The organism is Dactylosporangium sp. NPDC049140, from assembly GCF_040648435.1.
Genome location: NZ_JBEZDS010000037.1, coordinates 81,660 through 105,414, shown reverse-complemented (window position 1 = coordinate 105,414; position 23,755 = coordinate 81,660). Strand labels below are relative to the sequence as shown.

The window sequence follows — 23,755 nt, the reverse complement described above, 5'->3', positions numbered from 1 at the left end:
CTCGCGACGTCCTCCGCTGCGAACTGCCGTAGGACAGGAAGTGCGTGCCCTGCACCGCGCCGTCATCCATGTCAGCCCTTACTGCCTTGGACCCCAGGACGTCCGGCGATCGAACCAGCCGCGCCACACACCCCGTCGTCAGTCAACCTGCGGCACCACCAACCACGCCGACGGCAGGTCGGGGCGTTGGGAAATGGTGCGTGTCAGACCTTCGACACCAATCCATAGCATCCCTGCGTTATCTGACGCACCGGTGTTCGAGCGCGTTCGAACACGTCACCCAAGCATCTGTGCTGGACGGCGGTGCCGGCCATGACCAGCCTCGTGCCCGCAGTGGTCCCGGCTTCCGTCACGAACGCGACGAGCGGCCACGCAGCGATGAGACGGCCCGTCCGTGGTCCGCTGCCGTTGCCGACCTTCACCGATCGGCGGACGCGCCGGACGGTCTACGCGCTGCCGGCGATTGACTGCAACGGCAGGCTCGCCGATCAGGCCATCGTCCGGGTCATGGGCTGGAGGCCCGGCACCCGGTACGCGATCCAGGAGCATGATGGGCTGCTGCTCGTCGACGCCAGCCCACGGGGAGTGTTCGCGGTCACCCGGCAGGGTCATCTGTACATTCCGTCCGTCGTGCGGCGCCGTTGTGCGATCTCGCCGGCCGATCGGCTGCTCATCGCCGCAGAGCCAGCCGAGCGGCGGCTCGTGATTCATCCACCGGCTGCCATCGACGCCATGATCGCCGATCGTCACCGCGCTGTGCTCGGCGGTGACGCCGGATGACCCGTGGGGCTCGTAAATGGGAGTGGCTACGCTGCCTGCGAATATTCGTTGATCAGTCCGCCCAGGATCGGGCGTCGTTGGACTCGGGCGGCGTTGAGGTCAATGACCTGCGGTGGTGGGTTCGGTGGTCGCTGTCCGAGTGATCGGTGCGGGCGGTGGCCGTTGTAATGCGCGGTGTACTCGGTGAGAACGTTCGCCAGGTGCCGTTCGCCGGAGATCAGGATCTGGTCGGTGCACTCGCGCCGGACGGTGCGGACCCAGCGCTCCGCGTGGGCGTTCGCCCTCGGCGCTTGTGGCGGTGTGCGAAGCACGTCGACGCCTGCTGCGGTGAACACCGTATCGAAGGCGCTGGTGAACTTCGTGTCGCGATCGCGGAGCAGGAACCGAAGCTCGTCGACACGCTGGTCGAGGCTCATGAGCAGGTTCCGCGCCTGTTGCGTGACCCAGGTGCCGGTCGGGTGCGCGGTAACCCCGACGATGTAGACGTGGCGGGTCGCCAGCTCGATGAAGAACAGCACGTAGATCCGCTTCAGAAGCACGGTGTCGACGGTGAAGAAGTCGCAGGCCAAGATGGTGTGGGCTTGGGTGGTCAGGAACTGTTTCCAGGTCGGTCCAGTTCGGCGGGAGTGCCGGGTCGACACCGGCCTGGTGCAGGATCTTCCAGACCGTGCTGGCCGCGATCTGGTAGCCCAGACGAGCCAGCTCACCCTGCACTCGGCGGTGCCCCCAGGTCGAGTTCTCCGCGGCCAGACGGAGCACCAACTCACGGATCTCCCGGTCGATGGGTGGCCGGCCGGGTCGGGCGTGTGGATAGGTCCAGTGTCGCGCGATGAGTTGCCGATGCCAGCGCAGGAGCGTAGCTGGGGTGACGAAGAACGCCGCCCACTGTGAGCGAGGCAGCAGCCGCGACAACGCAGCAAGCACCACCCTGTCTTCGGGCTGCAGGTCTGGCCGGTGCACCTGTCGGCGCAACACTGCCAGCTGATGCCGCAGCACCAGCAGCTCGACGTCCTTCGCGCCACCGTCCCGGGCGAGTTGCGTGAGCATCTGCAGAACTTGACGCAGGAGCAGGTACACCAGCGCGGCTGTCACGGCCTGGATCGTCGTTGCTGTCGTTGGATCGACGTCGCACAAAACCGCACGTCACAGCCACCGAACCGAGAATTCGAGCCCCACAAGTTCACGGTCGTCGTGGACTAGCGCGCCGCTGCGCGGGCCAGCTCCAGCTCCCGGGCGACGCGGGCCGCAAGGGTGGTGTCGCGCGCGCTCTTCCGCATGGTGTACGACGTGATCTCGGTCAGTTTGAGCATGCGTCCGCTGGTTAGATGGGCAACGGGAATCCACTGTTGATGGAAAACCTGCAGCGGGTTCATCGAGTTCACCGGGTCGTTGCCGAGCTCGATGCGTTCCATCTCGCTCCAGGCGTAGGTGCGGTTGCCCAGCAGGCCGTGCACCCGCAGGCCGCTGCCGGTGGCGACGAGCCGCAGGAACAGTGTCCGCAAGCCCAGTGCGGCGACGAGGCCGGCCAGCAGCGCGAAGGCTATCCGCGCGCCGCCGGTGGCAAAGGCCGCGCCACTGCCGAGAAACGCGGCGAGCAGGAGGAAGCCAAGGCAGAGGAAGATCCGCCGATTCGGATTTCGATACGTACGCTTGTCGATGACCACGGACTCTATCGACCGCTCGGCACTCGCGACAAGGCCCGCTGCGGCCGCGGCTACCTTCGGTGAAGCCCTACGACCGGCTACCCTGCCATGCGATACAGCGCGCCGATCGCAAGGTTCGCGGCCGCCCCGTAGCGGGTACAGGGCGGCCGCCGCTGACACCTAGAGACGGGTCTAGGCGAGGCCGGCGCGTTCGAGGCGGTCCAGCAGGCTCGGCTTGCGGGCGTGCTCCTGGCGCAGCTGGTGGATGCGCCCCGCGGAATGCCTTGCGCTTGTTGTCGCGGGGAGCCAGGCCCGGAACGTCGACCGCCCCTCGAAGGTCTCCCGCCGCCGCCAGGCACGGAGGAACGTCTCCTGCACGGTGTCCTCGGCGTCCTCGAACGACCCGAGCATCCGGTAGCAGTGCACGTGCAGTCCCGCCGGTGCCGCTCGGCCAGCCCCGAGAACGCCGGCCCGTCGACCCGCCCAGCCCGCTCACGCCCAGTTCCGGGGACGCCTCCATGGCGCTCGGGTTGGCTGGCCCTGGGCTGAACACCGCGGGGTTTGCCGCGCGGTCAGTACCGCACGGTCATTGCGCTCGCAGCACCGGCGTGAGGACGAACAAGCAGGCGGCGAGGCCGCCCACCGCGACCATCGCCCCGCGCAGCCCGGCGCCGTCGGCCCACAGCCCGACGTAGACCGGGCCGAGGAGAAACCCGAGGTACGACACGGTCGTGACCAGCGACGTCGCGCGACCCCGGCGGGACTCGTCGACGTTGCGCTGCGCGATGCCGATGAGGGTCGGGAACAGCACGGCGGTCCCGGCGGCGGCCACTGCCAGGCCCACCGCCGCGATGGTCAGCGTGGGTGCGGCGGCGACAATGACCGCACCGGCCGCCGCACTGGCCGCGCCGGCGAGCAGCACGGTCCGCGCGTTGGCCGGCTTGAGGCCGCCGGCGGAGAAGCGTGTGACGGCGACCGTTGCCGCGAACACGGCGGGTGCGACGGCGCTCAACCCGCCACCCGCATGCAGTTCGTGCTGCGCGAAGACCGCACCCCAGCTCTGGTGCGCGTTCTCGCTGGCGAATGCCAGCGCGCCGAGCACCCCGATGAGCAACAACGGGGCGCTCGGTGGCCGGCGCTCCGGGGCATTGTCGAGGTGCGGCTGCGGATTCGGCACCGTGCGGCGGGCGGGCAGTGTCCGGAACATCGCGGTGCCCGCGATCAGCGACAGCGCGGCGACAGCGGCGAACGGGACGACGAGCGGCAAAGCCGCGGCGGACGCCAGCCCGGTCGCCAGACTGGCGAGGACGACCGCGCTGGAGAAGACGCCGTGCGCGCGGGTGATGACGGGCCGGCCGGCGAGCGTCTCGGCGCGTCCGGCGACCGCGTTCATGGCCACGTCGGCCGCGCCGCTGGTGGCGCCGACGAGGGCGAGCCCGGCGCACAGGCTCGGCAGGTTGACCGCGGTTAGCGCCAGCCCGGCACCCGCGCAGCCGAGCGCGCCGATGACGAGTGCCGCGACGGATAACCCCCACCGATCCAACGCCCGGCCCACCAGCAGCATCGCCGGGAGCGCGCCGGCACCGACGAACAGCAGCGCGACGCCGAGCCGGGTTTCATTGATGCCAGTCTGGTACTGCACTCGCGGTACCGACGCGCCCCAAACGCCCCAGAAGGAGCCGAAAGCAGCGAAGGCTACGAATGCCGTTGCGATCAATGCACGGGGTGCCGGCGTCATCGGTGTAACGATACACATCGTGCCGGTACGCTGGTACCCATGAAATCGCCGGTCGCCGCGAAGCGGGTGACGCTCGCGCAGGTCGCGGAGCTGGCGGGCGTGTCGGTAATGACCGCCTCCTACACCTACAACCGGCCGAGCCGGGTCTCCGACGACGCCAGGTCGAAGGTGCTCGCGGCGGCGGCCGAACTCGGCTACCCCGGACCCGACCCGAGCGCCCGGTCGCTGCGCCGCGGCACCACTCGCACGCTCGGCGTCGTGCTCGGCGAGCATCTGACCTACGCGTTCGAGGACCCGCAGGCCGCGTCCTTCCTCGCCGGCATCGCCGACGTCTGCGCCGACCGCGGCTACGGCATGACGATCCTGCCGATCACCGGCGCCGCCGACGACACCGAGCGGATCCGGGCCGCCGCCGTCGATGGGTTCATCGTGTGGACGACGTCGGACGACGACCCGATCCTGGCGGCCGTGCGGGCGATGCGCCGTCCCGCGGTGGTACACGGTGGTCCGGCGGTCGACGGCCTGGCGCTGGTGAGCATCGACAACCGGGCGGCGGCGCGCGCGATCGGAGCCGTCGCCTTCGCGGATGCCAGACGTCCGGCCGTGGTCAGCTTCCCGCTGTCGCGGGCCCGGATCAGCGCCATCACCGGCGGCCCGGACACCGCGGGCGTGCTGTTCCCGGTGACGCGGGAGCGGCTGGAGGGCTACCGGCAGGCCGCCGAGGCGACCGGCTTCGCGTGGCACGACGTGGTCGTCGCGGTGTGCGCGCACAACGATGCGGCCGAGGCCGAGCGGATCGCGGCCACGCTGCTGTCCTCGGCCGAGCCGCCCGACGCGATCGCCGCGATGAGCGACGAGCAGGCCGCCGGCGTCGTCCGGGCGGTGCGTGCGGCCCGCCGTGCCGTGCCGGACGACGTAGCGGTGACCGGATGGGACGACGCGGCGGTGGCAGCGCGGCTCGGGCTGACCACGGTGGCGCAGTCGCTGCGCGAACAAGGCGCGACATGCGCACGAGCCGCGCTCGGGCAGCCGCCGGACTCCGGTGCCGCGTCGTGGTCCGTGGTACGCAGGGCCAGCACCCGTGCCTGACGATCCGTGCGGCACACAGCTCACGGCCGTCACCCCGGCCGTGTCCGCGCGGCTCGGGGCCTGATGGTGCGACGTAATCCTTGCCCGCAGCGCCGGCCCAGCCCGATCAGCTGAGCGACTGGGCCCCGCCGCGAATGGCCCATCGGAACCGCCTGCACCGGGTCCGAGACGTAACCCTCACCGAGGACGCCCAGCAAGCCTGCACGGGCAACGGCCTCGCCGTCGCCGCCGTGCTCCGCAACACCGCCATCGGCTACCACCGCAGCAACGGCGAGCCCAACATCGCGCGCCACCCGACGGGCTCCTCGGAGGTCTCCAACACCGCTTCACTGCATCCGCGGCCACGTGCGCTCCGGGATCACTCAGTACGCGCGGTCGTCTGTGTCGGTCATTGCGAGCAGTTCACGGCCTCGTGCGGCCAGATCGACGAGCCCGGCCTGGTCAGCTACCGCGGCCGAAAGGCTCGCGTGTTCGACCGCCTTCGGCCGGTCGCCGAGCTGGTGCCAGGCGTACGCGAGATTGTGCCGGGCGACGCCGATCGGGTGCGGACGACCGAGCCGCTCGGCGATCGCCAGCCCGAGCTGGAAATCCCCGATCGCCTCCACGTACGCCTTGCGCAGCCCCGACAGCAGGCCGCGACCGATGTACACCGTCATGGCGAGGTAGTCGTCGTCGGCCCGCGCGGCCAGGGCGAGCGCATGATCCAGCCGGGTCTGGGCGTCGGCGTACTCGGTGGCCGGGTCGGCGCCGGTCGCGATCATATCCTGGATGTGCCCGGTCAGCGCCGGTTCGTCCTGTGCGACGGCTACCTCCAGCGCGCGCAGCAAGGTGGTGCGAGCGGCGGCGTACTGCCGACGGCGGCGGTGCACCGCGCCGCCGGCCGACAGCAGGTACACGTCGACGGATGTGTCGTCGAGCTCGATCGCCAAACGCAGCCCGACCTCGCACACGGCTGTCCAATCCGGACGCTGCGATCGCACTCGCAGGTACGGCCGCAGCATCAGCCCGAGCGACCGGCCCCAGTCCGGATGGCCTTGCTCGCCGGCGGCGCTCTTGACCGACAGCAGATTCGCCGCTTCGACGTCGAACCAGGCCATAGCGTCGGCGACGGACTCGAAGACCGGCTTGCCGCTCCCGTCGTCCGGCGTACGCTCTGCGATGCGCTGGTGTGCCGCCGCCGTCGTCGTCACGTAGGTAGCCAGTGCCCGCCGCTGCACGTCGGCGTTGTCGTCGATCAGGCTCGCGGCGTATTCGCGTACCAGGTCGTGCAGAGTGAACCGGCCGGGCGTGGGCTCGACCACCAGCCAGGCGTCCACCAGCTGCTTGAGCAGCACACTGACCTCGTCACGAGGCAGCTCCAGCACCCCGGCGAGCACGCGGATCCCGAAGTCGGCGCCCGGGAGGGCGGGCAAGGACCGCAGTACCGTCTGCTGCACCGGCGTGAGCCGTTCGACGGACTGGTCGATCACGGCGCGCAGCGTACGCCGCGGATCGCCGGCCACCACGAACCTTCCGAGACGGTTCGGCGCGGCCAATCGGTCGGCGTGCTCCCGGATCATGTCCTCGGGCCGGTCGACCAGATTCGCCGCCGCGATACGCAACGCGAGCGGCAGTCGCCCGCACGTCACTGCCAGATCGGCCAGCGCCTGCGGCTCGCGAGCGGCCCGGTCGGCGCCCACCATCCGGGTGAGCAGGTCGGCCGACTCCGCAGCACCCAGCTCGGCCAGCCCGATCCCGGTGGCGCCGTCTCCCGCGATCAGGCCGCCGAGCCGGTCACGGCTGGTCACCAGCACCGTGGGGCCGGGACCGCCCGGCAGCAGGGGGCGTACCTGGTCGGCGGTCACGGCGTTGTCCAGCAGAATCAACGCCTTCGCGCCGGCCAGCCGGGCCCGGTAGAGCGCAGCGGCCGCGTCCACGCGGGCCGGCACGTCGCCGCCGGGGAAACCGAGGGTAAGCAGCACGTGGCGCAGCGCCTCGGCCGGGGCCATCGGATCGCGCGGACCGTAGCCGTGCAGGTCGACGTAGAACCGCCCGTCCGGGAACCGGTGCGCGTTGGCGTGCGCCCAGCGTACGGCGAGCGCGGTCTTACCGACGCCGCCCGGGCCGCTGATCACGGCGACCGCCGTGCCCGCTATCGCGTCCAGCCGGGCCAGCTCCGCGGCGCGGCCCGTGAAGTCGGGAACATCGTGGGGCAGCGTGCTCGTTCCCCGAGCCGAGACCGTCACGGTCGTCGGCAGGTCCAGCGTCGGGTCGCCGGTCAGCACCGACTGATGCAGGCCGCGGAGCGCGGCCGACGGCTCGATGCCCAGGTCCTCGACCAGGCTCCGGCGGATCGTCTGATACGCCGCCAGCGCGTCGGCCGGCCGTCCCGCCCGATACAGGGCCAGCATGAGCCGGCCGGCCAGGTCCTCGTGCAGCGGATGGGCCTCCGCCAGGGCGGTCAGCTCCGGGATCACCTCGCGGTGCCGGCCGTGGTCCAGCTCGATCCCGAACAACATGTCGTACGCCGCGCGCTGTTTCTCCTCCAGGTGCGCCCGGACGATCGGTGCGTACGCCGCGGTGACGCCCGCCAGCGGCGTACCACGCCACAACGTCAACGCGGCCCGCACCTCGTCCGCTGCGTACTGCGTGGCCCCCAGGCCCCGAGCCGTCTGCACCCGGTCGGTGAACTGAGCGACATCGAACTCGTCGGGGGTGACCGTCACCTGGTAGCCGCCCGGCCCGGACCGGATCGAGTCGCGACCGGCCGCGCGCAGCGCCCGGCGTACCGCTGAGATCGCGACCTGGATCTGCGTCCGGGCCGTCGCCGGCGGCGCGTCGCCCCAGAGCGCGTCCACCAACTGATCTGCCGAGACGGTCCGGCCGGAGTTGAGCAGCAGGTACGCGAGCACCGCGCGCCGTTGAGCCCGGCCCAGCTCGACCGGCCCGCCGCCGGCCGTCACTTCGACCGGACCGAGCACCGTGAACCACATCGTGAACCCCCGGGCAGCCGACTAGATCAGAAGTTATCAACCGGCGGCCACCGTCATCCACCCGGTCTGGCGATCGCGTATAGCGGACGTATAAGCGATCTCCCCGACACTTCCTTCCTCCGGTCGCCGTCCGGCTCGCCGGTCTCAGGAAGGAACGCGGATGCGACAACGCGTGTTCGGCGTACCCCTCGCCGTCGCACTGGTTTTCGTCCTCACCGGACAGCTGGCGGCCGGGCCGCCCGCCATGGCCGCCGCAGGGGCCGCCACTGCGGCGGGCCGTGCCGCTTGTGCCGCGGAGAAGCAGTCGGAAGCGGCCGCGCTGGCCGAAGCCGCCCGATGTGGTTCTCGGGTAGTGGTGACCGCACGACGGTCGGAGACGGCCGAGGTGTACGCGGAGCCCGGTGGCGGATTTTCGGCGGAGATCACCGCCGTGCCGACAAGAGTGCACCGCGCGGACGGCTCGTGGACGGCAGTCGACACCACACTGCGGCAGTTCGGCGACGGTTCCCTGCAGGCTACGGCGACCGTTGCCGACGTGCGGTTCTCCGGCGGGGGCACGGGTCCGTTGGCGACCTTCACCACCGATGGCAACGCGCTGACCTACAGTTGGCCGTCCGCGCTGCCGACCCCGGTCGTCTCCGGCGACTCGGCCTCCTACCCCGAGGTCTATCCAGGCGTCGACTTGTGGGTCAAGGCGACTGTGGACGGATTCCGCTACTACCTGGTCGTGAAGTCGCGGGCAGCGGCGGCCAATCCGAAGCTGAGGTCGCAGCGGCTGGCCCTATCTGGCCAGGGTCTGACGATCGTCCCGACGGCGGGCGGCGGCTTCGAAGCCCGTGATTCGGCGGGCCGGCCTGCCCTCCGGGCCGGAGGCGCGGCGATGTGGGACGCGGCCGGACGAGCTCCAGCCGCGCGTACGTCGGCCCATGACGTCGCCGGCCTCCTCGTGGAGGCACCGGAAGGCTCGGCCGAGGCGAAGGCGAACGTCGACGCGACTCCGACGAGTCTGACCGTCACGCCCGACGCGGCGATGCTCGCCGACCCGGCGACGGTCTACCCGGTGGTGATCGACCCGGCCACGGCGCTACCGGCCAATACCGTGGGCTACGCGGACTCCACCAACGTCAACCGGGACGACGGCGTGAGCCGAGCCGGCAAGAACCCTGACGGGAGCGGCATCTACCGGTCGTTCTTCTACTTCAGCTCCGGCACGTCGATCGGCAGTGCCGCGGCGACGGTCACCGACGCCAACTTCAGCATCACCATGACCCACTCATGGGCCTGTTATGACACCCCGGTCAACGCGTACTCGGTCGGCGGATTCAGCTCGGGCCGCAACGCGTGGCCCGGCCCGGCCGTCCTGTCCGACGGCTGGCTGGGCGAGCGCAAGGGCCACGCGCACAAACCCAGCAGCGGAGGGGAGGAATGCAGCGACGATCCCCAACCAGACCAGGTGATCGTCTTCGACGACGCCCGGGTGGCCTCGCGTGTGCAGTACAACCACGACCAAGGCTGGTCGTCGTTCGCCGTCGCGTTGATGGCGGCGCAGAACGGCGGCGGCGGCGAGAGCACCACCGAATGGTGGAAGAAGTTCAACCCGGGCAGCGCCAGGCTCTACATTGCCTGGAACCAGGTGCCGACCGCTCCGACCAGCCTGTTCCTGAAGGCAGCCGGGGTGACCGACTGCTCCGGCTCCAGTGCGTCGCTGACGAACGACAGCACGCCGCTGCTGTGCGTGACTCCGCACGACGCCGACGGCGGAGTCAACACCGTCGTGATCGAGATCTACAAGCCGGACAAGGTCACGCTGGTGGCGTCCTCCGGCACCACGGTGACGAATCGAACGGTGGAGACAGCTGCACCCTGGATCGCACCCACGTTGGCCGATGGGGCGTACACCGTCAAGGCGCGTAGCTGTGACGCGTACAAATGCGGGCCTGACTCGTCGTGGGGAGCGTTCACAGTAGACACGATCGCGCCGGCCACACCGGCGATCGCGGCGGTCTCCGGCGGAACTGTAACCTACAAGTCGATCTCGACCGGCGAGTGGCTGGGCGGCATCGGGCAGGCCGGGAAGTTCACGCTGACCTCGGCCGCCGACGCGGCGGCGATCCGATACGCGTTCAACGGCGTCGTCGCCAAGGACGCCAGTAACAACGAGTGGTTCGCCACGACCGGTGGAGCTCTCTCGGTGACGCTGACACCGAGCAAGGACGGCGTGAACCGGATCACCGCCGAGGCCCGGGACGCAGCGGGGAACTCGCTCGGAATGGGCGCCCCGTTCGACTTCCTGGTCAAACCGGCTGCGCAGAAGTCGTGGACCTGGGAACTCAACGGCGCCACCAACTCGGTCGCCTCCAGCGGCACGATCGACCCGTATCCGCTGTCCGGCGGCTCCTGGACCCCGGTGTACGTGGCGGGGCAGTCCACGCAGGCGATCCAGCTCCCCGGTTCGCAGTCCGCCGCCACCTCCGGGCCGGTGATCGAGACGATGAGCTCGTTCACGGTGGTCGCCCGGGTGAAGCTCGGCACGATCTCACCGGCGTCGCCGATGACCATCGTGTCGCAGGACGGCGGGGCCGGATCCGCCTTCCGGCTGCAATACCGTACCGACCTGGACGCGCCGGCCTGGTGCTTCACGATGTTCACCGCGGCGAACACGGCCGACACCGCCTCGACCCGGTCCTGCGCACCGGCCCTGGACACCGGCACGGCGACCACGACCAACTGGGTGGACATCGCCGGCGCCTACGACAGCACAGCGCACACCATCCAGTTCTTCATCCTGCTCGACGGCGTCGCCGAGCCGGTGACCCCGCCGACCGTCTTCACAAGCGCCTGGTCGGCGACCGGGCCGCTGGCGATCGGGCGAGCTCGGCAGAACAACGCGGCGACCGAGTACCTCACGGGCGCCGTGGACCGAGTCGCTGTGATCAATCGCGCGCTGAGCGCGGCAGACCTGACCACCGAGATGAAGAAGGCCTGACATGACCAAAGCGCGAGGAAGGATCGCGAGGCGTACGCTCGCCGCGTCGCTGGCGGCCGTGATGCTCATGACGGGCGTGGCCGACGCACCGGCGCACGCCGCGTCACCGGCGGTCACAGCGAAGATCGCCGCGATGAACTGGAAGAAGCCGACGCCGCAGAACGTCAAGAGCGTCCCGGTACGCGACGGCGTCTCCGGCACCGGGGTCTCGCTGGGCAGCCCGCCGATCGCTCAGGCGGTGTCGCCCGTCTGGCCGGCGGCGCAGAGCGCGGTGGCCGACCTCGCGACGACCACGGGCGCGTCGACTCGGAGCGCCTCGGTGGCCGCAGCGGCCGGATCGGTCCGAGCCGGCACGATGCCCGTCTTCGTCGCCGCAGCGCCGGCCCATTCCGAGCTGACTTCCGCCCGGTCCAGTAGGCCGCCGGTTGGCAAGGTGGCGGTACGCCTCTATGACCGGGCCGACGCCGTTCGAACAGGAATCTCAGGAATGTTGCTGTCGGTCGCTCGGGCCGACGGCGTACACACCAGCGACGCTGTCGCGGTCACGGTCGACTACTCCGCCTTCCGGCGGGCGTACGGGGGCGACTGGGCCACGCGGCTGAAGCTGGTGGCGGTGCCGGAGTGCTTCCTGAGCACTCCGGCGATGGCCGGCTGCCGGATCGCCGACGGCCGGACCATCACCGCCGGCAATCTTCCGGCCGCCGGAGCGTTGACGGCGACGGTGCCGGTCAGCGGGGACGGTTCGGCGACGCTGCTGGCGGCGACGGCGGCTGCGTCGGGTGACAACGGGGACTACAAGGCGACGTCGTTGTCGCCGGCGTCGACGTGGCAGGTTTCGCAGCAGACGGGTGCGTTTTCGTGGTCGTATGCGTTGCGGATGCCGCCGTCGGTGGGTGGCCCGGCGCCGTCGCTGTCGCTGGGTTACTCGTCGCAGTCGGTGGACGGGCGTACGGGCGGCACGAACACGCAGGGTTCGTGGATCGGCGACGGCTGGGACATGTGGCCCGGTTACATCGAGCGCCGCTACGACTCCTGCGCCGAGGACACCGACCCGGTCGGTGGCAACGACCCCAACAACAAGGACAAGAAGACCGGCGACCTGTGCTGGTATCGCAGTAATGCCACGATGAGCCTCAACGGCAGGTCCACCGAGTTGGTCGACGTGGGCAACGGCCGGTGGAAGGGCGTGTCGGACGACGGTTCGAAGATCGAGCTGCTGGCCGACACGTCGATCGGCAACGGCGACGATTACGGCCAGTACTACCGGGTGACGACACTCGACGGCACGCAGTACTACTTCGGCAAGGTGGCGGCGTCGGCGTCGGTCTGGACGGTCCCCGTTTACAGCAACCACCCGGGAGAGACCGGGTATGTCGCCGGCGACTTCGCGGCGTCGAAGCACACCCGGGCCTGGCGGTGGAACCTCGACTACGTGGTCGACCCCAGTGGCAACACGATGACGTACAGCTATGCGAAGGAGACCGGTGCGTACGGCCGGGAGGGTGATCCGGCCAAGCGGACGACATACGTCCGGGGCGGCTATCTGACGAAGATCGAGTACGGTACGCGTACCGACCAGTCGCAGGCGTCGGCGCGGATCGTGTTCAACGTCGCCGACCGGTGCAAGGCGAACACGACGTGTTTCGATTCGACCGGTAAGGCGGTGGCGGCGTCATGGCCGGACACTCCGTGGGATCAGTACTGCAATAGCGGCGCCTCGTGCACGGAGCAGGGTTCGCCGACGTTCTGGACGCAGAAGCGGCTCGCCTCGGTCGAGGCGAAGGTGTGGGACGCGACGCTGGCTCCGGCGGATTTCCGGACGGTGGAGAAGTGGACCCTGCGCCAGGACTATCTCGACGCGGGTTCGCTGTACGGTGAGGGCACGCCGATGTTCCTGCTCGGGCTCACCCGGACGGGCACCGGAATCAAGGGCGGCACCGCCGTCTCCGACCCGGAGATCACCTTCAGCCCCGGCTCCGACCCGTATCCGAACCGGGTCGATGTGGCCGGTGACGGCCGCACCGGCTTGAACCGGTTCCGGATCAAGACGATAGTCACCGAATCCGGAGCGCAGCTCGGCATCACGTATGTCGGCGGTGACTGCTCGCGGTCGGCCCCGCCGACGGCGTCGACGAATGCGACGAGGTGCATGCCGCAGTGGTACGCCCCGGACGGGCAGACGCCGACGTTGGACTGGTTCCACAAGTATGTGGTGACCCGGCTCGACGTGTACGACAACACCGGCGGGTTTGTGCATGAGCAGACCAACTACGACTATCTCGACACCCCGGCGTGGGCGTACGACAACTCGGAGTTGACTCAGGACAAGAAGCGGACCTGGGGCGAGTTCCGGGGCTACGGCCGGGTCCGCGTCCGCAAGGGCCTGCAGTCCGAAACCCAGTCGGCGACCGAGTACCGCTACTTCCGCGGCATGGACGGCGACAAGGCCGCGGCCGGGACCAAGGACGTCTGGATCACCGACTCCCTCGACGGCACCGGTGATCCGCACTCGAAGAAGATCGAGGACGCCGCGCCGCTCCAGGGCGAACTCCGCGAGACGATCGTCTACAACGGTGTTGACGCGCAAGGTGTCAACGGGCCCGTCGTTTCGGGCACCTTGTCCGAGCCGGCCGCGATGAAGACGGGAAGCCCGTCCAACGGCGCCAAGCTCGCCGGGGCATTCATGGTGTCGACGGCGGCCGACTACAGCCGGACCATCAAGTGGGACGGCAGCACGCGCTGGACCGCGACGAAGACGAAGGTCAACGCCGACAACCTGGCATACGAGGTGGACGACCTCGGCGACGAGGCGACCGCCTCCGACGACCTGTGCACCCGGACCGAGTACGCCGTCAACGACGGGATTTGGATGCACGCCAAGGTGTCGCGCGTCGAAACGGTGAAGGTCAACTGCGCGACCGCTCCCGTACGCGGCAAGAACAGTGACAACACCCCCAAGGACGTCGTCTCCGACGTCCGAACCTACTACGACAGAACGGATCTGCCGTTCGGCGCCCCGCCCACGCGAGGCCTGCCGGTCAAGACCGAGGAGGTCGCCGACTGGTCCGGCACCACACCCACGTATATCGCCACCTCGGCAATGGCGTACGACGCCAACGGGCGCGTCATCTCGTCCAAGGACGCGCTCCAGCACGAGACCGGCACCACCTACACCCCGGTCAAGGCCGGTCCGGTGACGCAGGTGGACGTCACCAATCCCAAGGGCCAGAAGACCACGACCCTGTATGAGATCGGCTGGAATCTGCCGAAGGAGACCCGAGACCCGAACTATCTGGTCAATACGGCAACCGGGGTGACGAAGCAGGCGTACGACGGGTTGGGGCGGCTGACCGCCGTCTGGATGCCGAACCGGGTCTCGGCGACGAATCCGAGTTTCAAGTTCGCCTACAACGTCCGAAACAACGCGCCGACGACCGTCACGACGCAAACTCTGCTGCCCTACGCCTTGGCCGACCGTTATTCGACGTCGATCACACTGTTTGACGGCCAGATGCGCGAGCGGCAGAAGCAGAGCCAGGCGCCCGGCGGTGGCCGCACCGTGTCGGACACCGTCTACGACTCGCGAGGGCTGCTGGACTGGTCGTCGGCGGCCTACTACAACGACGCTAGCGCGCCGCAGGAGACCCTGGCGGTGCCGACGGCGACGATTCCCTCGGTCACGGAGAATGTCTACGACGGCGCCGGGCGGATCATTGACGCCGTCTTCAAGGCCGCGGGGGTCGAGAAATGGCGTACTACCACCGCCTACGGCGGTGACCGGACCACAGTGACTCCGCCTGAAGGTGGTACCAAGACCACGACGATCACCGACGCTCGTGGGCGTACGAGCGAACTGCGGCAGCACACCGGGCTCGACGCTTCGACGTACGACTCGACGAAGTACGCCTACACCGCGCACGACGACCTGGCATCCGTCATCGATTCGCTGGGCAACAAGTGGCAGTACACCTACGACCAGCGGTGGCGCAAGATCAAGGATGAGGACTCGGACAAGGGCTCCACGTCGATGAAGTATTACAACGACGGTGCGCTGAAGACCGCCACCGACTCCCGGACTGTCACCCTGGGATACACCTATGACGAACTCGGCCGGAAGACGAGCGTCCGGGACGGGAGCGAAACGGGTGCCAAGCTGGTCGAGTGGACGTACGACACCGTGCTCAACGGCATCGGCAAACCCGCCAAGAGCATCCGCTACGACGGCACCAACCAGTACGTCAACGAGGTGACGGAATACGACACCGCCGGGCGGGCCACCAAGAGTCTGGTCACGATTCCGGCCTCGGCCGGCACCGGCCTGACCGGCACCTATGAGTTCACGACGACCTATTCGAAAGACAATCAGCCCGCCACGGTCACCACGCCGGCGAAGGGTGGCCTGGCAGAAGAGACCGTGACCACCGTCCGCAGCACGGATCTCGGCCTGTCCATCGGCCTGTCGGGCGCGACAACTTACATCAATTCCACCACCTACGATCACCTCGGGCAGGTGACCGAGCGCATCCTCGGCACCGGCAACGCCCGGGTGTGGCTGGATTACCAGTACGACGAACCGACACGGCGGCTTGTCAACGCGTACGCGACCCCCGAGGCGAAGAACCAGATCTTCAACTTCACCTACAAGTACGACGCGACCGGAAACCTGACAAAGATCACGGATGTGCCCAACGGTGGGCAGCCCGCCGATGCGCAGTGCTTCGCCTACGACTACCTGCGCCGCATGACCGAGGCCTGGACGCAGAAGGACAGCGACTGCACGGCAGCCCGCTCCGACACGCTGCTGGGCACCACCGCGCCCTATTGGGATTCCTACCAGTACGACAAGAGCGGCAACCGTACGGTCGTGACCGACAACGTCGGCACGGACAAGACCTATACCTACAGTCACCCGGCTCCGGCGGGAACGGCCGGTAGCCAGCCGCACACCACGACGAAGGTGACGGTGACCGGAGGAACGACTCGGACCGACACCTACCAGTACGACGCGTCGGGCAACCTCAAGACCCGCACTATCGGCGGAGTGAGCACCTCGCTCGACTTCGACAAGGAAGGACACCTGGCCACCAACGGCGCCGAGAGCTATGTCTACGACGCCGACGGCAACCGCCTCATCCGTAAGGACGCCACCGGCACCACGCTCTACCTGCCGGAAGGGCTCGAACTGCGGCTCGCGACCGGACAGGCCACGGCGACCGGTACTCGCTACTACACCTACGGAGGCGGCGCTATCGCCGTTCGGACGAGTAAAAAGCTCTCGTGGCTAGCCAGCGACCAGCACAACACGGGTGAGGCGACCGTTGACTCGGCGAGCCTATCCGTCTTGCGACGCCGCTCGAAGCCGTTCGGCGAGGTTCGCGGCACCCCGCCCACGGAATGGTCAGGAGACAAGGGCTTCGTCGGCGGCACGGCCGATCCGTCGGGTCTGACGCACCTCGGCGCCCGCGAGTACGACCCGTCGCTCGGCCAGTTCATCAGCATGGATCCGATCATCGACCCGCATGATCCGCAGCAGATGAACGGGTACGCCTACGGCAACAACAGCCCAGCCACCTTCACCGACCCGGCCGGGACTCGGGCCTGCGACGCCGATCCTCGCTGTGATGCGACCGAGTCGAAGGCCCCGGCGACCAACTATCAGAAGATGATGGACGACCCATGCGAGCGAAGAAAGCATTGTGGATATTACGGATCCAAGGGTCATCCGCCCGTACGAATTGGTAACTGTGTCGACTATGCCTGCGCGGCGCGGCGTGCGGCAGGGCCGAGTGGCAAGAATGTACTGGAAGGCACGACGGAGAACAACTGTGTGGTGGTGACGAACTACTGCCGAAAGAGCCGAGAACTATCCTACTCGGAATCTGACTGGATCGATCTGGGAATCGTCGACGGCATCTCGTTGGGCGACTCATACACGTTGTCGACGGACGACGACACGACGCTGAGTATCAACACCACGAAATCGAACAGCTGGGGTGGCGACATCGCCCTCGACTTGGGGGCGGTTTCGATCGGAGTGCACTACGACCACACCGAAGGAACCGAGTTGGCCGGAACCAGCGTGGTAGCTAGTGACAATGGGCGATATGACCTCGGCTACATGTCGCCGAGGATTCAAGTCAGATGGCGGTCCGTCACATCCGTTGTGACCTACAACGACGGCTCGCGCAAGACTTACGTCGGGTGGGACCTAGACGTCGTCGCGTACGGCTACGGTCCAAGCCGCACAGTAAACGTGGCTTCCCTGCCCACGACCAACAAGGTTCCACGAGATCCCGCAACGCTCTTCCGGTAAGCACCTGATGTGGTGCGGAACGCTCACGTGAGGCGTTCCGCACCGCGTCTGACCTTCAGGACCTGAACGACGCCTCTAGTTCACGGCTCGGCATCGCCTCGATCACGGTCAGCCAGATCCGCAGCTGTGGTGCCGGGCACGGCCGCCCATGGCGGCGCAGACGGACACCCCGCGACAGTGCCAAGCGCCGGTCGTGCAGTGCCGAGTCAGCTCTTGTCCGGTGCGATTCGCGCCCTGAGCGCTTCGGCGAGCGCCGGTTTGCCCTGCGCTTCATAGAGTTCGATCGCCTGCTGCCGAGCCTTGGCGGCCGCCGCCCGGTCGGAGTGGGCGCGCGCGTCGCCGAGGACCTCCCATCCGCGTGCCTCGCGATCGGTGTCGTGGCCTTGCTGGGCGGCGACGACTTCGGCTCGGGCGTGGATGGCGGCGTTGTCGTAGTCGCCGAGGCGGAGGTGGATGTCGGCGAGGCTGTGGTGGATGAAGCAGAGGATGTTGGTGTCTCCGGCGTCGTCGGCGATGCGGCGGCCGTACTCCAGTTCGCTGATGGCTTCTGGGAAGCGTCCGAGCTCACCGAGGCAGGTGCCGATGTTGACATGGGCCACCGCGCCGTTCTGCGGGCGACCGTGGGGCAGCAGCGGTGGAGCAGGCGCCAGTCGACGCCGATGTTGTGCCCGACGAGTATCCGGTCATTGAGTCGGGCGGCGAGTTCCGGTTCGACGGTGGCGAGTGTGGGGGCGGTGTCGAGCGCGGTTCCGGACAGTCCTGGGGAGATCCATGGGCGGGGTGGTATCGGCCGTCCGTGGTGACGAGGGTGCGCAGGTCGCCGGCTGGCAGCTGAGCGCAGAACTCGCCGCCCGGCGCCGGACCTGACGAACCCTAGGTTGACCGCCGACCGGCAATGGCCGCTCGGCGGTGCCTCAATGGTTCGCCGGCCTCGTCGGCCCGGAACCCTTGAACTTGATGCCGCCGGTCGGCTCGGACGACGTGCAGGCCGGGTTGCGGTCTGCGGCCCGCTGCCACTCCAGCCGCGTCGGCCAGGGACCCGCGTTCGCCCCGGCCGCGGTCCGCTCGTACACCCGCTCAGCCATGGCCGCTCTCCCGTCCGTTGGCAAATAGTGCGCAAATCGGATTCCCCGGAGGGGGCGGCGCAAACCCGGATCGCGGCGGTGGGCCGCACCGGGTTGGGCCGCAGGGCGAGGTCTCTTGCGCAATTTAGTCTGCGATGCGAAGCTTACTGCATGACAGAGTCCTCGGTGCCGTCTCCGGGCGACCCCCACGAAGTCCTCGCCGGCCTCGCGACGTTGACCCGCAAGGTCCGCGCCGCCCAGCGCGGCACCTGGGTCCCTCTCCTGCTGTTCGGCGTCATCACCCTCGGCGCGATTCTCGTCAACCGCTTCACGTTCAGCGTCCACACGACCACCTGCCCCGCCATCCCCGGCTCCGCAGACAACGCCGGCCAGATCTGCACCGAAACCAGGCAAGGCTCGGCGCTGTACTGGACGCTCGGTCCCGCCCTGGCCTACGCCGCGACCGCGATCTTCTACACCCGCCGCTCCCACAACCGCGGCGTCGGCACGCCGGTTCGCCCCTACGTCCTCACCGGAATCGGCCTGGTCGCCCTGGAGGCCGCCGTCTTCTACTGGAACACCCGTCACGGCTTGCCGTCGCCCGGCGAAAAGCTCGACTTCTTGGGCCTGCATCTCGACCCCGCCTCGGGGTTGGCGCAGTTCCTGCAATGGCTCGACGGACCGGCCGCCGCCGTCGGGCTGCCGCTGCTGGTGCTGTCCTATATAGAGCGCAACCGCGCCCTGCTGCTTTTCACCCTGGCCTACCTGGCCATGGAGCTGGTTACCGGGCTGTCACATTTCAAGGTTGGCTTGATGGGAATCCCATTCGACTCACCCTGGATGTCGCTGCCCCGCTTGGCCGTGTCCGGCGCCTTCCTCCTGCTCGGCGCCCTCGGCTTCGCCCTGGCCCAGCTGCCCCGTCAGCGTCACGTGTCATGAGCAATGAAGGCGAGCAGCACCCCGTCAACGGCCTGGACGACGTGGTCCACCAGCGCGTCCGCCTCGGTATCCTCACCGTCGCCCACCAGGCACGCCGGGTCGACTTCGGCTTCCTGCGCACGGCCCTCGACCTCACCGCCGGAAACCTCAACCAGCACCTGGCCGTCCTGGAGAAGGCCGGCCTGATCGACATCGAGAAGGGCTACGAGGGCAAACGCCCCCGCACCTGGCTCTCCCTCACCCCCGCCGGCGACCGCGCGCTGAGGGACGAAGTCACGCAACTCAAGCTACTCATCCACCAGTTCGAACAAGGCGGCCTAACCCAGGAGCGCTGATCAGCAAGTCCAGCGGTCATTCGTCGCCACGAGCGGTCAGTGACAGCCGGCGGACGCGGTCGTTCTCGCCGAGGCGCCGGCGCACGGTCGGCCCTGCTGGCCCCGCGTCGATCGTCTCACCGGAGGCCCCGTACTGCAGGCTATCCGGCGCCTCGAAGTAACCCTCGCTGTCGGGGTCCGGCCAGGTCGGCACGTTGTGTGCCCGCACGCACTCCGCCCATCTGCGTGCCTTGGCCAGCTCCTCGGCGCTCAGCGGTGGCCGCGACGGCCGCTGTCCGCCCCCCTTGCCGGCGCGGAACAGGTCTGCGCAAGCGGCCGGCTTCTCCACGTCGGGCGCGGAGTCCGGGATCACCCAGTCCCCACTGCGGTTGCAGGCCGACGCCGACGCCGCCGGCGATTTGGACTGGCGCGCCCAGGCCGACGCCACGATCGTGCGGGCGCATCAACACGCGGCCGGTGCGCGTAAAGGGGGCTGAGCACAGATGAATCACGTGCCGCGCAGGCGATCGGCCGGTCCCGAGGCGGGTTGACCACGAAGGTTCATCTCCTCGCCGAAGGTCGCGGCCGGAGCCTGGTCAAACGGCTTACCGCCGGGCAGGCGGCGGATACCAAGGAGCCGGTGGCGCTGCTGGAGGCCTACGGGTCCAAGGCCAACCGGCGGTCGCTGCGAGCGCGGGGTATCCCGCACACCATCCCGGAGCGGGCTGATGTGCGGGCCAACCGCGCGCGGAAGGGATCGCGGGGCGGCCAGCCCCCGAACTTCAACGCCGCACGGTACAAGGACCGCAACCAGGTCGAACGGGCCTTCAACCGGCTCAAGCAGTTCCGCGCGGTCGCGACTCGGTACGACAAGCTCAAATGCCGTTACCAGGCAACGATCACCGTCGCCTCGATCGTGATCTGGCTCCGGGCCAAACCCGACCGGACCACCTCAAGATCCGTCAGATAGGCCCTAGGCCGCAGAGAGCGGCTGGGGCCAGGCCGTCGACCCGTGAGGCGCCCAGCAATTCGTCACCACCGAGCAGCTGCAGCAGCCACTACGCCGCACCGGCTCGACGTCGGCGATCTGCAGAAGTTGCCGCCGTACCGGCTTCCCGAGTTCGACACAGGTGCGCGTAGAGTCGCCGGAACTCTGAGTCGAGGGTTGACACCGGCCTCTCCTGACCAGAAACACGCAACCGGCGTCGAGCTGCATCAACGCCACGATTGCAGCGCCTACGCTGCCAAGGTTCGATCTTCACTGGAACATCACTACATGTCAGCGGCCACCAAGTCCCTCCGAACAGTGTCTGGTCAGACACAGCCTTGGGATAAAAGAGGTCAATCCGGTGAAACGTATCCGCCAAGACCGGCGCGTTCGTCTACTCCACGCCCGTGCAGGCTTACTGGCAAGCATCGCCGCGGTCATTGCCGCCGTCGCTGAGGTAGTCCGGGCACTTCGTTGAGATCGGTCAGAACCCGACGGCCCGCTCTACGTCGTACACCGACAGGTCCGCACGGACTCGCACGAACCGGGCCCGGTGCCGCCACCGGCCGGCGCCCTCGTCGAACGCGGCATCCACCTCCACCTCGACGACGACCGTCGGCTGGACCGGGATGTACGGCAGCGGGCGCCGCTCCCCCAGTTGCCCGGACCAGCTGGCGGGCAGCGGCTGCGGCCACGGCGACCGCTCGTCGGCGTTGCGGCGTTGGGCGACGTACCGGACGAGGGCCTGGCCGAGCTCCCGGCCCACCTCGCCGACCGGCATCGTCTGCCCGACGTAGCGGAGCCGGCCTGCGGCGTCGTACCGACCCAGGAGGAGCACACCAGGCGTCGACAGGCTGCCGGTGACCCCGCCGACGATCGCCTCCGCCGTCGACCGGGTCTTCACCTTGACCCAGCCCGGCCGGCCCAGCTCGTACCGGCCACCGGGGTTCTTGGCGATCACACCCTCGACGCCGGCGGCCTCCCAATCGACAGCCCACCGGCGGGCCTCGTCCACGTCGGCGGTCTGCGGGCACAGCAGCGGCGGCGGCGGCGCCGCGGCGAGGAGCGCCTCGAGCTTGGTGCGGCGGACACACAACGGCAGGTCGAGCAGCGGCCCGCCCGGTTCAGCGAGCAGGTCGAAGACAACGTAGTGGGCGGGCCGGTCGCGGGCCTCGACCAGCAACTGGCGGCCGGCGGTGACGCGGCGTTGGAGGGCGACGAAGTTGGTCCGATGCCGGTCCGGGTCCCAGATAATCAGCTCACCGTCGAGGACCGTGCCGGCGGGTAGGGCACGCAGGAGCCGGGTGACATCCGGGAAGTACGGCGTCAGGTTCCGCAGATGCCTCGACTGCAGGAACACCCTGTCCGGCTGGACAAACGCCACGCATCGCCAGCCGTCGAATTTCGGCTCGTAGACGGCGCCGGCCGGAAGGTCCGCAGCGGGAACGGCACGCATCGGCTCGACCGGTGGCCGCATGACGCACCAGCACGGACACATCTTCATCGCCGTCTGGACCCGCACCGCAACCCGCCGACCGGTCATCGTCACCGTCCGCCCACTCGGCGGACTCGACGCCCAGATCATCGCCGCACGGCCCATGACGCCCCTTGAAACTGCCCACCTCGAGCAATGGGAGCAAGACCATGAGTGACGACATCGACTTCCAGGAACTCGCCGACGGCGAACGCGCCGTCCGCGACCTGGCCGCCGGGAACCTCGAACTCGTCTACGACGACACCGCACCCACACCCGAGCTCCCGCCACCAGGCGCACCGGTCACCGTCGTCCGCGCGGTCCGGCTCCCGTTCGACATCGACGCCGATGTCGTCGCTCTCGCCAAGCAGCGCGGAGTGACCCTGTCCGAGATGCTGCGCGACCTGATCGCCTCCGGGCTTGAGGTCACCACCGGCACCGCACCGGACCCGGTCACCGAACTCCGGCGCAGCCTCGACGCCGCCCAACGCGCCGCCCGCGAACTCACCGCTGACCGTCACCGCGACGCGGCCTGAACATGGATCGCCAGAAGGTACGCGCGGCGACCGCCGACGCGAAAGGCCCCTCGCCCACGCCACGCACACGCTGTTCGCCCTGGACGTCATCGGCACCAGCGACGAGATCGTCGACCGCCTGCGGGCGGACGCCGGCGTGCAGGCGGTCGACGAGCTGCGCCTGGAGCTGCCGTACGAGTTCGACCGGGCCGAGTACGAGCAGATCCTGCACGACGTGGTCCACTCGGTGGCACCGGCGCCCGGCTGGTCCCCCGTGCCGCAGCGGCACGAGCCGCACCCCGGCGACGCCTGAACCCCGCCGCGGCCCTCAGCGGACCGTGCCGGGCCCCGGTACGAAGGCCGGCCCGTGCCCGGGCACGATCACGTCCGCGCACGCCAGCACCCGCTCGCGGCTGCGCCGCAGGCGTTGGCGGTCCGGCGCCACCGGGTCGTCGGCCGGCCCGTCCGGCCGCCACCACAGGTCGCCGGCGAAGGCGACCACGCCCTCGGGCGTCCCGGCCAGCACCGTGACGTCCTCGTCGCTGTGGCCGGGCGTCGCCAGCAGCCGCACCGAGTCGCTGAGGGCGACGCCGTCCGCGTCGCGCGACGTCCACTGGTCGCCCCGGTAGACGGCCTTGTGGTCGTGGACCCGGGCCAGCATGAACAGGCCGACGTTCATGATGTTGTCGGGATGGTGGTGGCTCAGCACCACGTCGGTGATGTCCGCAGCGGCCAGTCCGGCCCGGGCGAGCGCCCCGGTGAGGCTCGACGGGGTCGGCACCATGCCCGGGTCGACCACGATGCGCAGGTCGCCGTCCTCGATCAGCGACACCGTGGCGGCGACGCCGGGGCCGGTGGAGCTGGTGTAGCCGGTGAACAGGAGCCGGTAGCGGGCCGTTCGCCCGGCGGGAACGTCAGTCACGCCCACAGCTTGCGGCCC

Annotated in this window: 20 protein-coding genes and 2 pseudogenes; 11 read left to right on the top strand and 11 right to left on the bottom strand. The window is 69.1% G+C overall.

Annotation, left to right across the window (positions count from 1 at the left end):
• The first annotated feature begins 312 nt into the window (after positions 1–312).
• Complete coding sequence (locus tag AB0B76_RS41140; RefSeq protein WP_360385935.1) at positions 313–780, top strand: hypothetical protein; 468 nt, start codon at positions 313–315, stop codon at positions 778–780.
• A 26-nt stretch (positions 781–806) separates the two neighbouring features.
• Here the strand turns inward: AB0B76_RS41140 and AB0B76_RS41135 are convergent, their stop codons facing one another.
• Complete coding sequence (locus tag AB0B76_RS41135; RefSeq protein ID WP_360385933.1) at positions 807–1,421, bottom strand: integrase core domain-containing protein; 615 nt, start codon at positions 1,419–1,421, stop codon at positions 807–809.
• A 70-nt stretch (positions 1,422–1,491) separates the two neighbouring features.
• Positions 1,492–1,827: pseudogene (locus tag AB0B76_RS41130) on the bottom strand (hypothetical protein); the annotation flags it as partial.
• Here AB0B76_RS41130 and AB0B76_RS41125 point away from each other — a divergent pair.
• Complete coding sequence (locus tag AB0B76_RS41125; protein ID WP_360385931.1) at positions 1,735–1,980, top strand: hypothetical protein; 246 nt, start codon at positions 1,735–1,737, stop codon at positions 1,978–1,980. The pseudogene AB0B76_RS41130 and the gene AB0B76_RS41125 overlap by 93 nt on opposite strands.
• Here the strand turns inward: AB0B76_RS41125 and AB0B76_RS41120 are convergent.
• From AB0B76_RS41120 to AB0B76_RS41110, 3 genes and pseudogenes are all read right to left on the bottom strand, one after another.
• Entirely contained in the window at positions 1,977–2,444 is a 468-nt protein-coding gene (locus AB0B76_RS41120; protein WP_360385929.1) for a PH domain-containing protein, read from the bottom strand. The genes AB0B76_RS41125 and AB0B76_RS41120 overlap by 4 nt on opposite strands.
• A gap of 282 nt (positions 2,445–2,726) precedes the next feature.
• A pseudogene (locus tag AB0B76_RS41115) lies at positions 2,727–2,943 on the bottom strand (sigma factor); the annotation flags it as partial.
• Between the two features lie 66 nt (positions 2,944–3,009).
• Positions 3,010–4,161, bottom strand: a complete 1,152-nt coding sequence (locus AB0B76_RS41110) for an MFS transporter (protein WP_360385927.1) — start codon at positions 4,159–4,161, stop codon at positions 3,010–3,012.
• 39 nt (positions 4,162–4,200) lie between these two features.
• Here AB0B76_RS41110 and AB0B76_RS41105 point away from each other — a divergent pair, with 39 nt between their 5' ends.
• A complete protein-coding gene (locus AB0B76_RS41105; protein ID WP_360385925.1) occupies positions 4,201–5,250 on the top strand; it encodes a LacI family DNA-binding transcriptional regulator in 1,050 nt (349 codons plus the stop codon).
• A gap of 362 nt (positions 5,251–5,612) precedes the next feature.
• On the opposite strand, the gene AB0B76_RS41100 is transcribed toward AB0B76_RS41105, so the two are convergent.
• Complete coding sequence (locus AB0B76_RS41100) at positions 5,613–8,210, bottom strand: BTAD domain-containing putative transcriptional regulator (protein ID WP_360385923.1); 2,598 nt, start codon at positions 8,208–8,210, stop codon at positions 5,613–5,615.
• A 367-nt stretch (positions 8,211–8,577) separates the two neighbouring features.
• On the opposite strand from AB0B76_RS41100, the gene AB0B76_RS41095 reads away from it, so the two are divergent.
• Both AB0B76_RS41095 and AB0B76_RS41090 read left to right on the top strand, forming a co-directional pair.
• Positions 8,578–11,208 (top strand): LamG-like jellyroll fold domain-containing protein, encoded by a 2,631-nt coding sequence (locus AB0B76_RS41095; RefSeq protein WP_360385921.1) that lies wholly within the window; start codon positions 8,578–8,580, stop codon positions 11,206–11,208.
• A 1-nt stretch (position 11,209) separates the two neighbouring features.
• On the top strand, positions 11,210–17,521 hold the full coding sequence (locus AB0B76_RS41090) for an RHS repeat-associated core domain-containing protein (protein WP_360385919.1): 6,312 nt from the start codon (positions 11,210–11,212) through the stop codon (positions 17,519–17,521).
• Positions 17,522–17,727: 206 nt separating this feature from the next.
• On the opposite strand, the gene AB0B76_RS41085 is transcribed toward AB0B76_RS41090, so the two are convergent.
• Positions 17,728–18,120, bottom strand: a complete 393-nt coding sequence (locus AB0B76_RS41085) for a hypothetical protein (protein WP_360385917.1) — start codon at positions 18,118–18,120, stop codon at positions 17,728–17,730.
• Positions 18,121–18,435: 315 nt separating this feature from the next.
• Positions 18,436–18,606 (bottom strand): hypothetical protein, encoded by a 171-nt coding sequence (locus AB0B76_RS41080; protein ID WP_360385915.1) that lies wholly within the window; start codon positions 18,604–18,606, stop codon positions 18,436–18,438.
• A 150-nt stretch (positions 18,607–18,756) separates the two neighbouring features.
• On the opposite strand from AB0B76_RS41080, the gene AB0B76_RS41075 reads away from it, so the two are divergent.
• The gene (locus tag AB0B76_RS41075) at positions 18,757–19,524 is read left to right on the top strand and encodes a hypothetical protein (protein ID WP_360385913.1); all 768 of its coding nucleotides are present in this window, start codon (positions 18,757–18,759) and stop codon (positions 19,522–19,524) included.
• On the top strand, positions 19,521–19,859 hold the full coding sequence (locus AB0B76_RS41070; RefSeq protein WP_360385911.1) for a transcriptional regulator: 339 nt from the start codon (positions 19,521–19,523) through the stop codon (positions 19,857–19,859). The genes AB0B76_RS41075 and AB0B76_RS41070 overlap by 4 nt, the downstream gene beginning before the upstream one ends.
• Before the next feature lie 16 nt (positions 19,860–19,875).
• Here the strand turns inward: AB0B76_RS41070 and AB0B76_RS41065 are convergent, their stop codons facing one another.
• Positions 19,876–20,211 carry a hypothetical protein gene (locus AB0B76_RS41065; RefSeq protein WP_360385909.1) on the bottom strand — a complete coding sequence of 112 codons (336 nt, stop codon included), beginning with the start codon at positions 20,209–20,211 and terminating at the stop codon, positions 19,876–19,878.
• A 174-nt stretch (positions 20,212–20,385) separates the two neighbouring features.
• On the opposite strand from AB0B76_RS41065, the gene AB0B76_RS41060 reads away from it, so the two are divergent.
• Positions 20,386–20,808 (top strand): transposase, encoded by a 423-nt coding sequence (locus tag AB0B76_RS41060; protein ID WP_360385907.1) that lies wholly within the window; start codon positions 20,386–20,388, stop codon positions 20,806–20,808.
• Positions 20,809–21,310: 502 nt separating this feature from the next.
• Here the strand turns inward: AB0B76_RS41060 and AB0B76_RS41055 are convergent.
• The gene (locus AB0B76_RS41055; protein WP_360385987.1) at positions 21,311–22,282 is read right to left on the bottom strand and encodes an ATP-dependent DNA ligase; all 972 of its coding nucleotides are present in this window, start codon (positions 22,280–22,282) and stop codon (positions 21,311–21,313) included.
• 19 nt (positions 22,283–22,301) lie between these two features.
• Between AB0B76_RS41055 and AB0B76_RS41050 the strand changes: the two genes are divergently transcribed.
• The 3 genes from AB0B76_RS41050 to AB0B76_RS41040 all read left to right on the top strand — a co-directional run bounded on the left by AB0B76_RS41050 (position 22,302) and on the right by AB0B76_RS41040 (position 23,128).
• A complete protein-coding gene (locus tag AB0B76_RS41050) occupies positions 22,302–22,478 on the top strand; it encodes a hypothetical protein (RefSeq protein ID WP_360385905.1) in 177 nt (58 codons plus the stop codon).
• Positions 22,471–22,836, top strand: a complete 366-nt coding sequence (locus AB0B76_RS41045; protein WP_360385903.1) for a hypothetical protein — start codon at positions 22,471–22,473, stop codon at positions 22,834–22,836. The genes AB0B76_RS41050 and AB0B76_RS41045 overlap by 8 nt, the downstream gene beginning before the upstream one ends.
• A gap of 136 nt (positions 22,837–22,972) precedes the next feature.
• Positions 22,973–23,128 (top strand): hypothetical protein, encoded by a 156-nt coding sequence (locus AB0B76_RS41040; RefSeq protein ID WP_360385901.1) that lies wholly within the window; start codon positions 22,973–22,975, stop codon positions 23,126–23,128.
• A gap of 15 nt (positions 23,129–23,143) precedes the next feature.
• On the opposite strand, the gene AB0B76_RS41035 is transcribed toward AB0B76_RS41040, so the two are convergent.
• Entirely contained in the window at positions 23,144–23,737 is a 594-nt protein-coding gene (locus AB0B76_RS41035; RefSeq protein ID WP_360385899.1) for an MBL fold metallo-hydrolase, read from the bottom strand.
• Positions 23,738–23,755 lie beyond the last annotated feature (18 nt).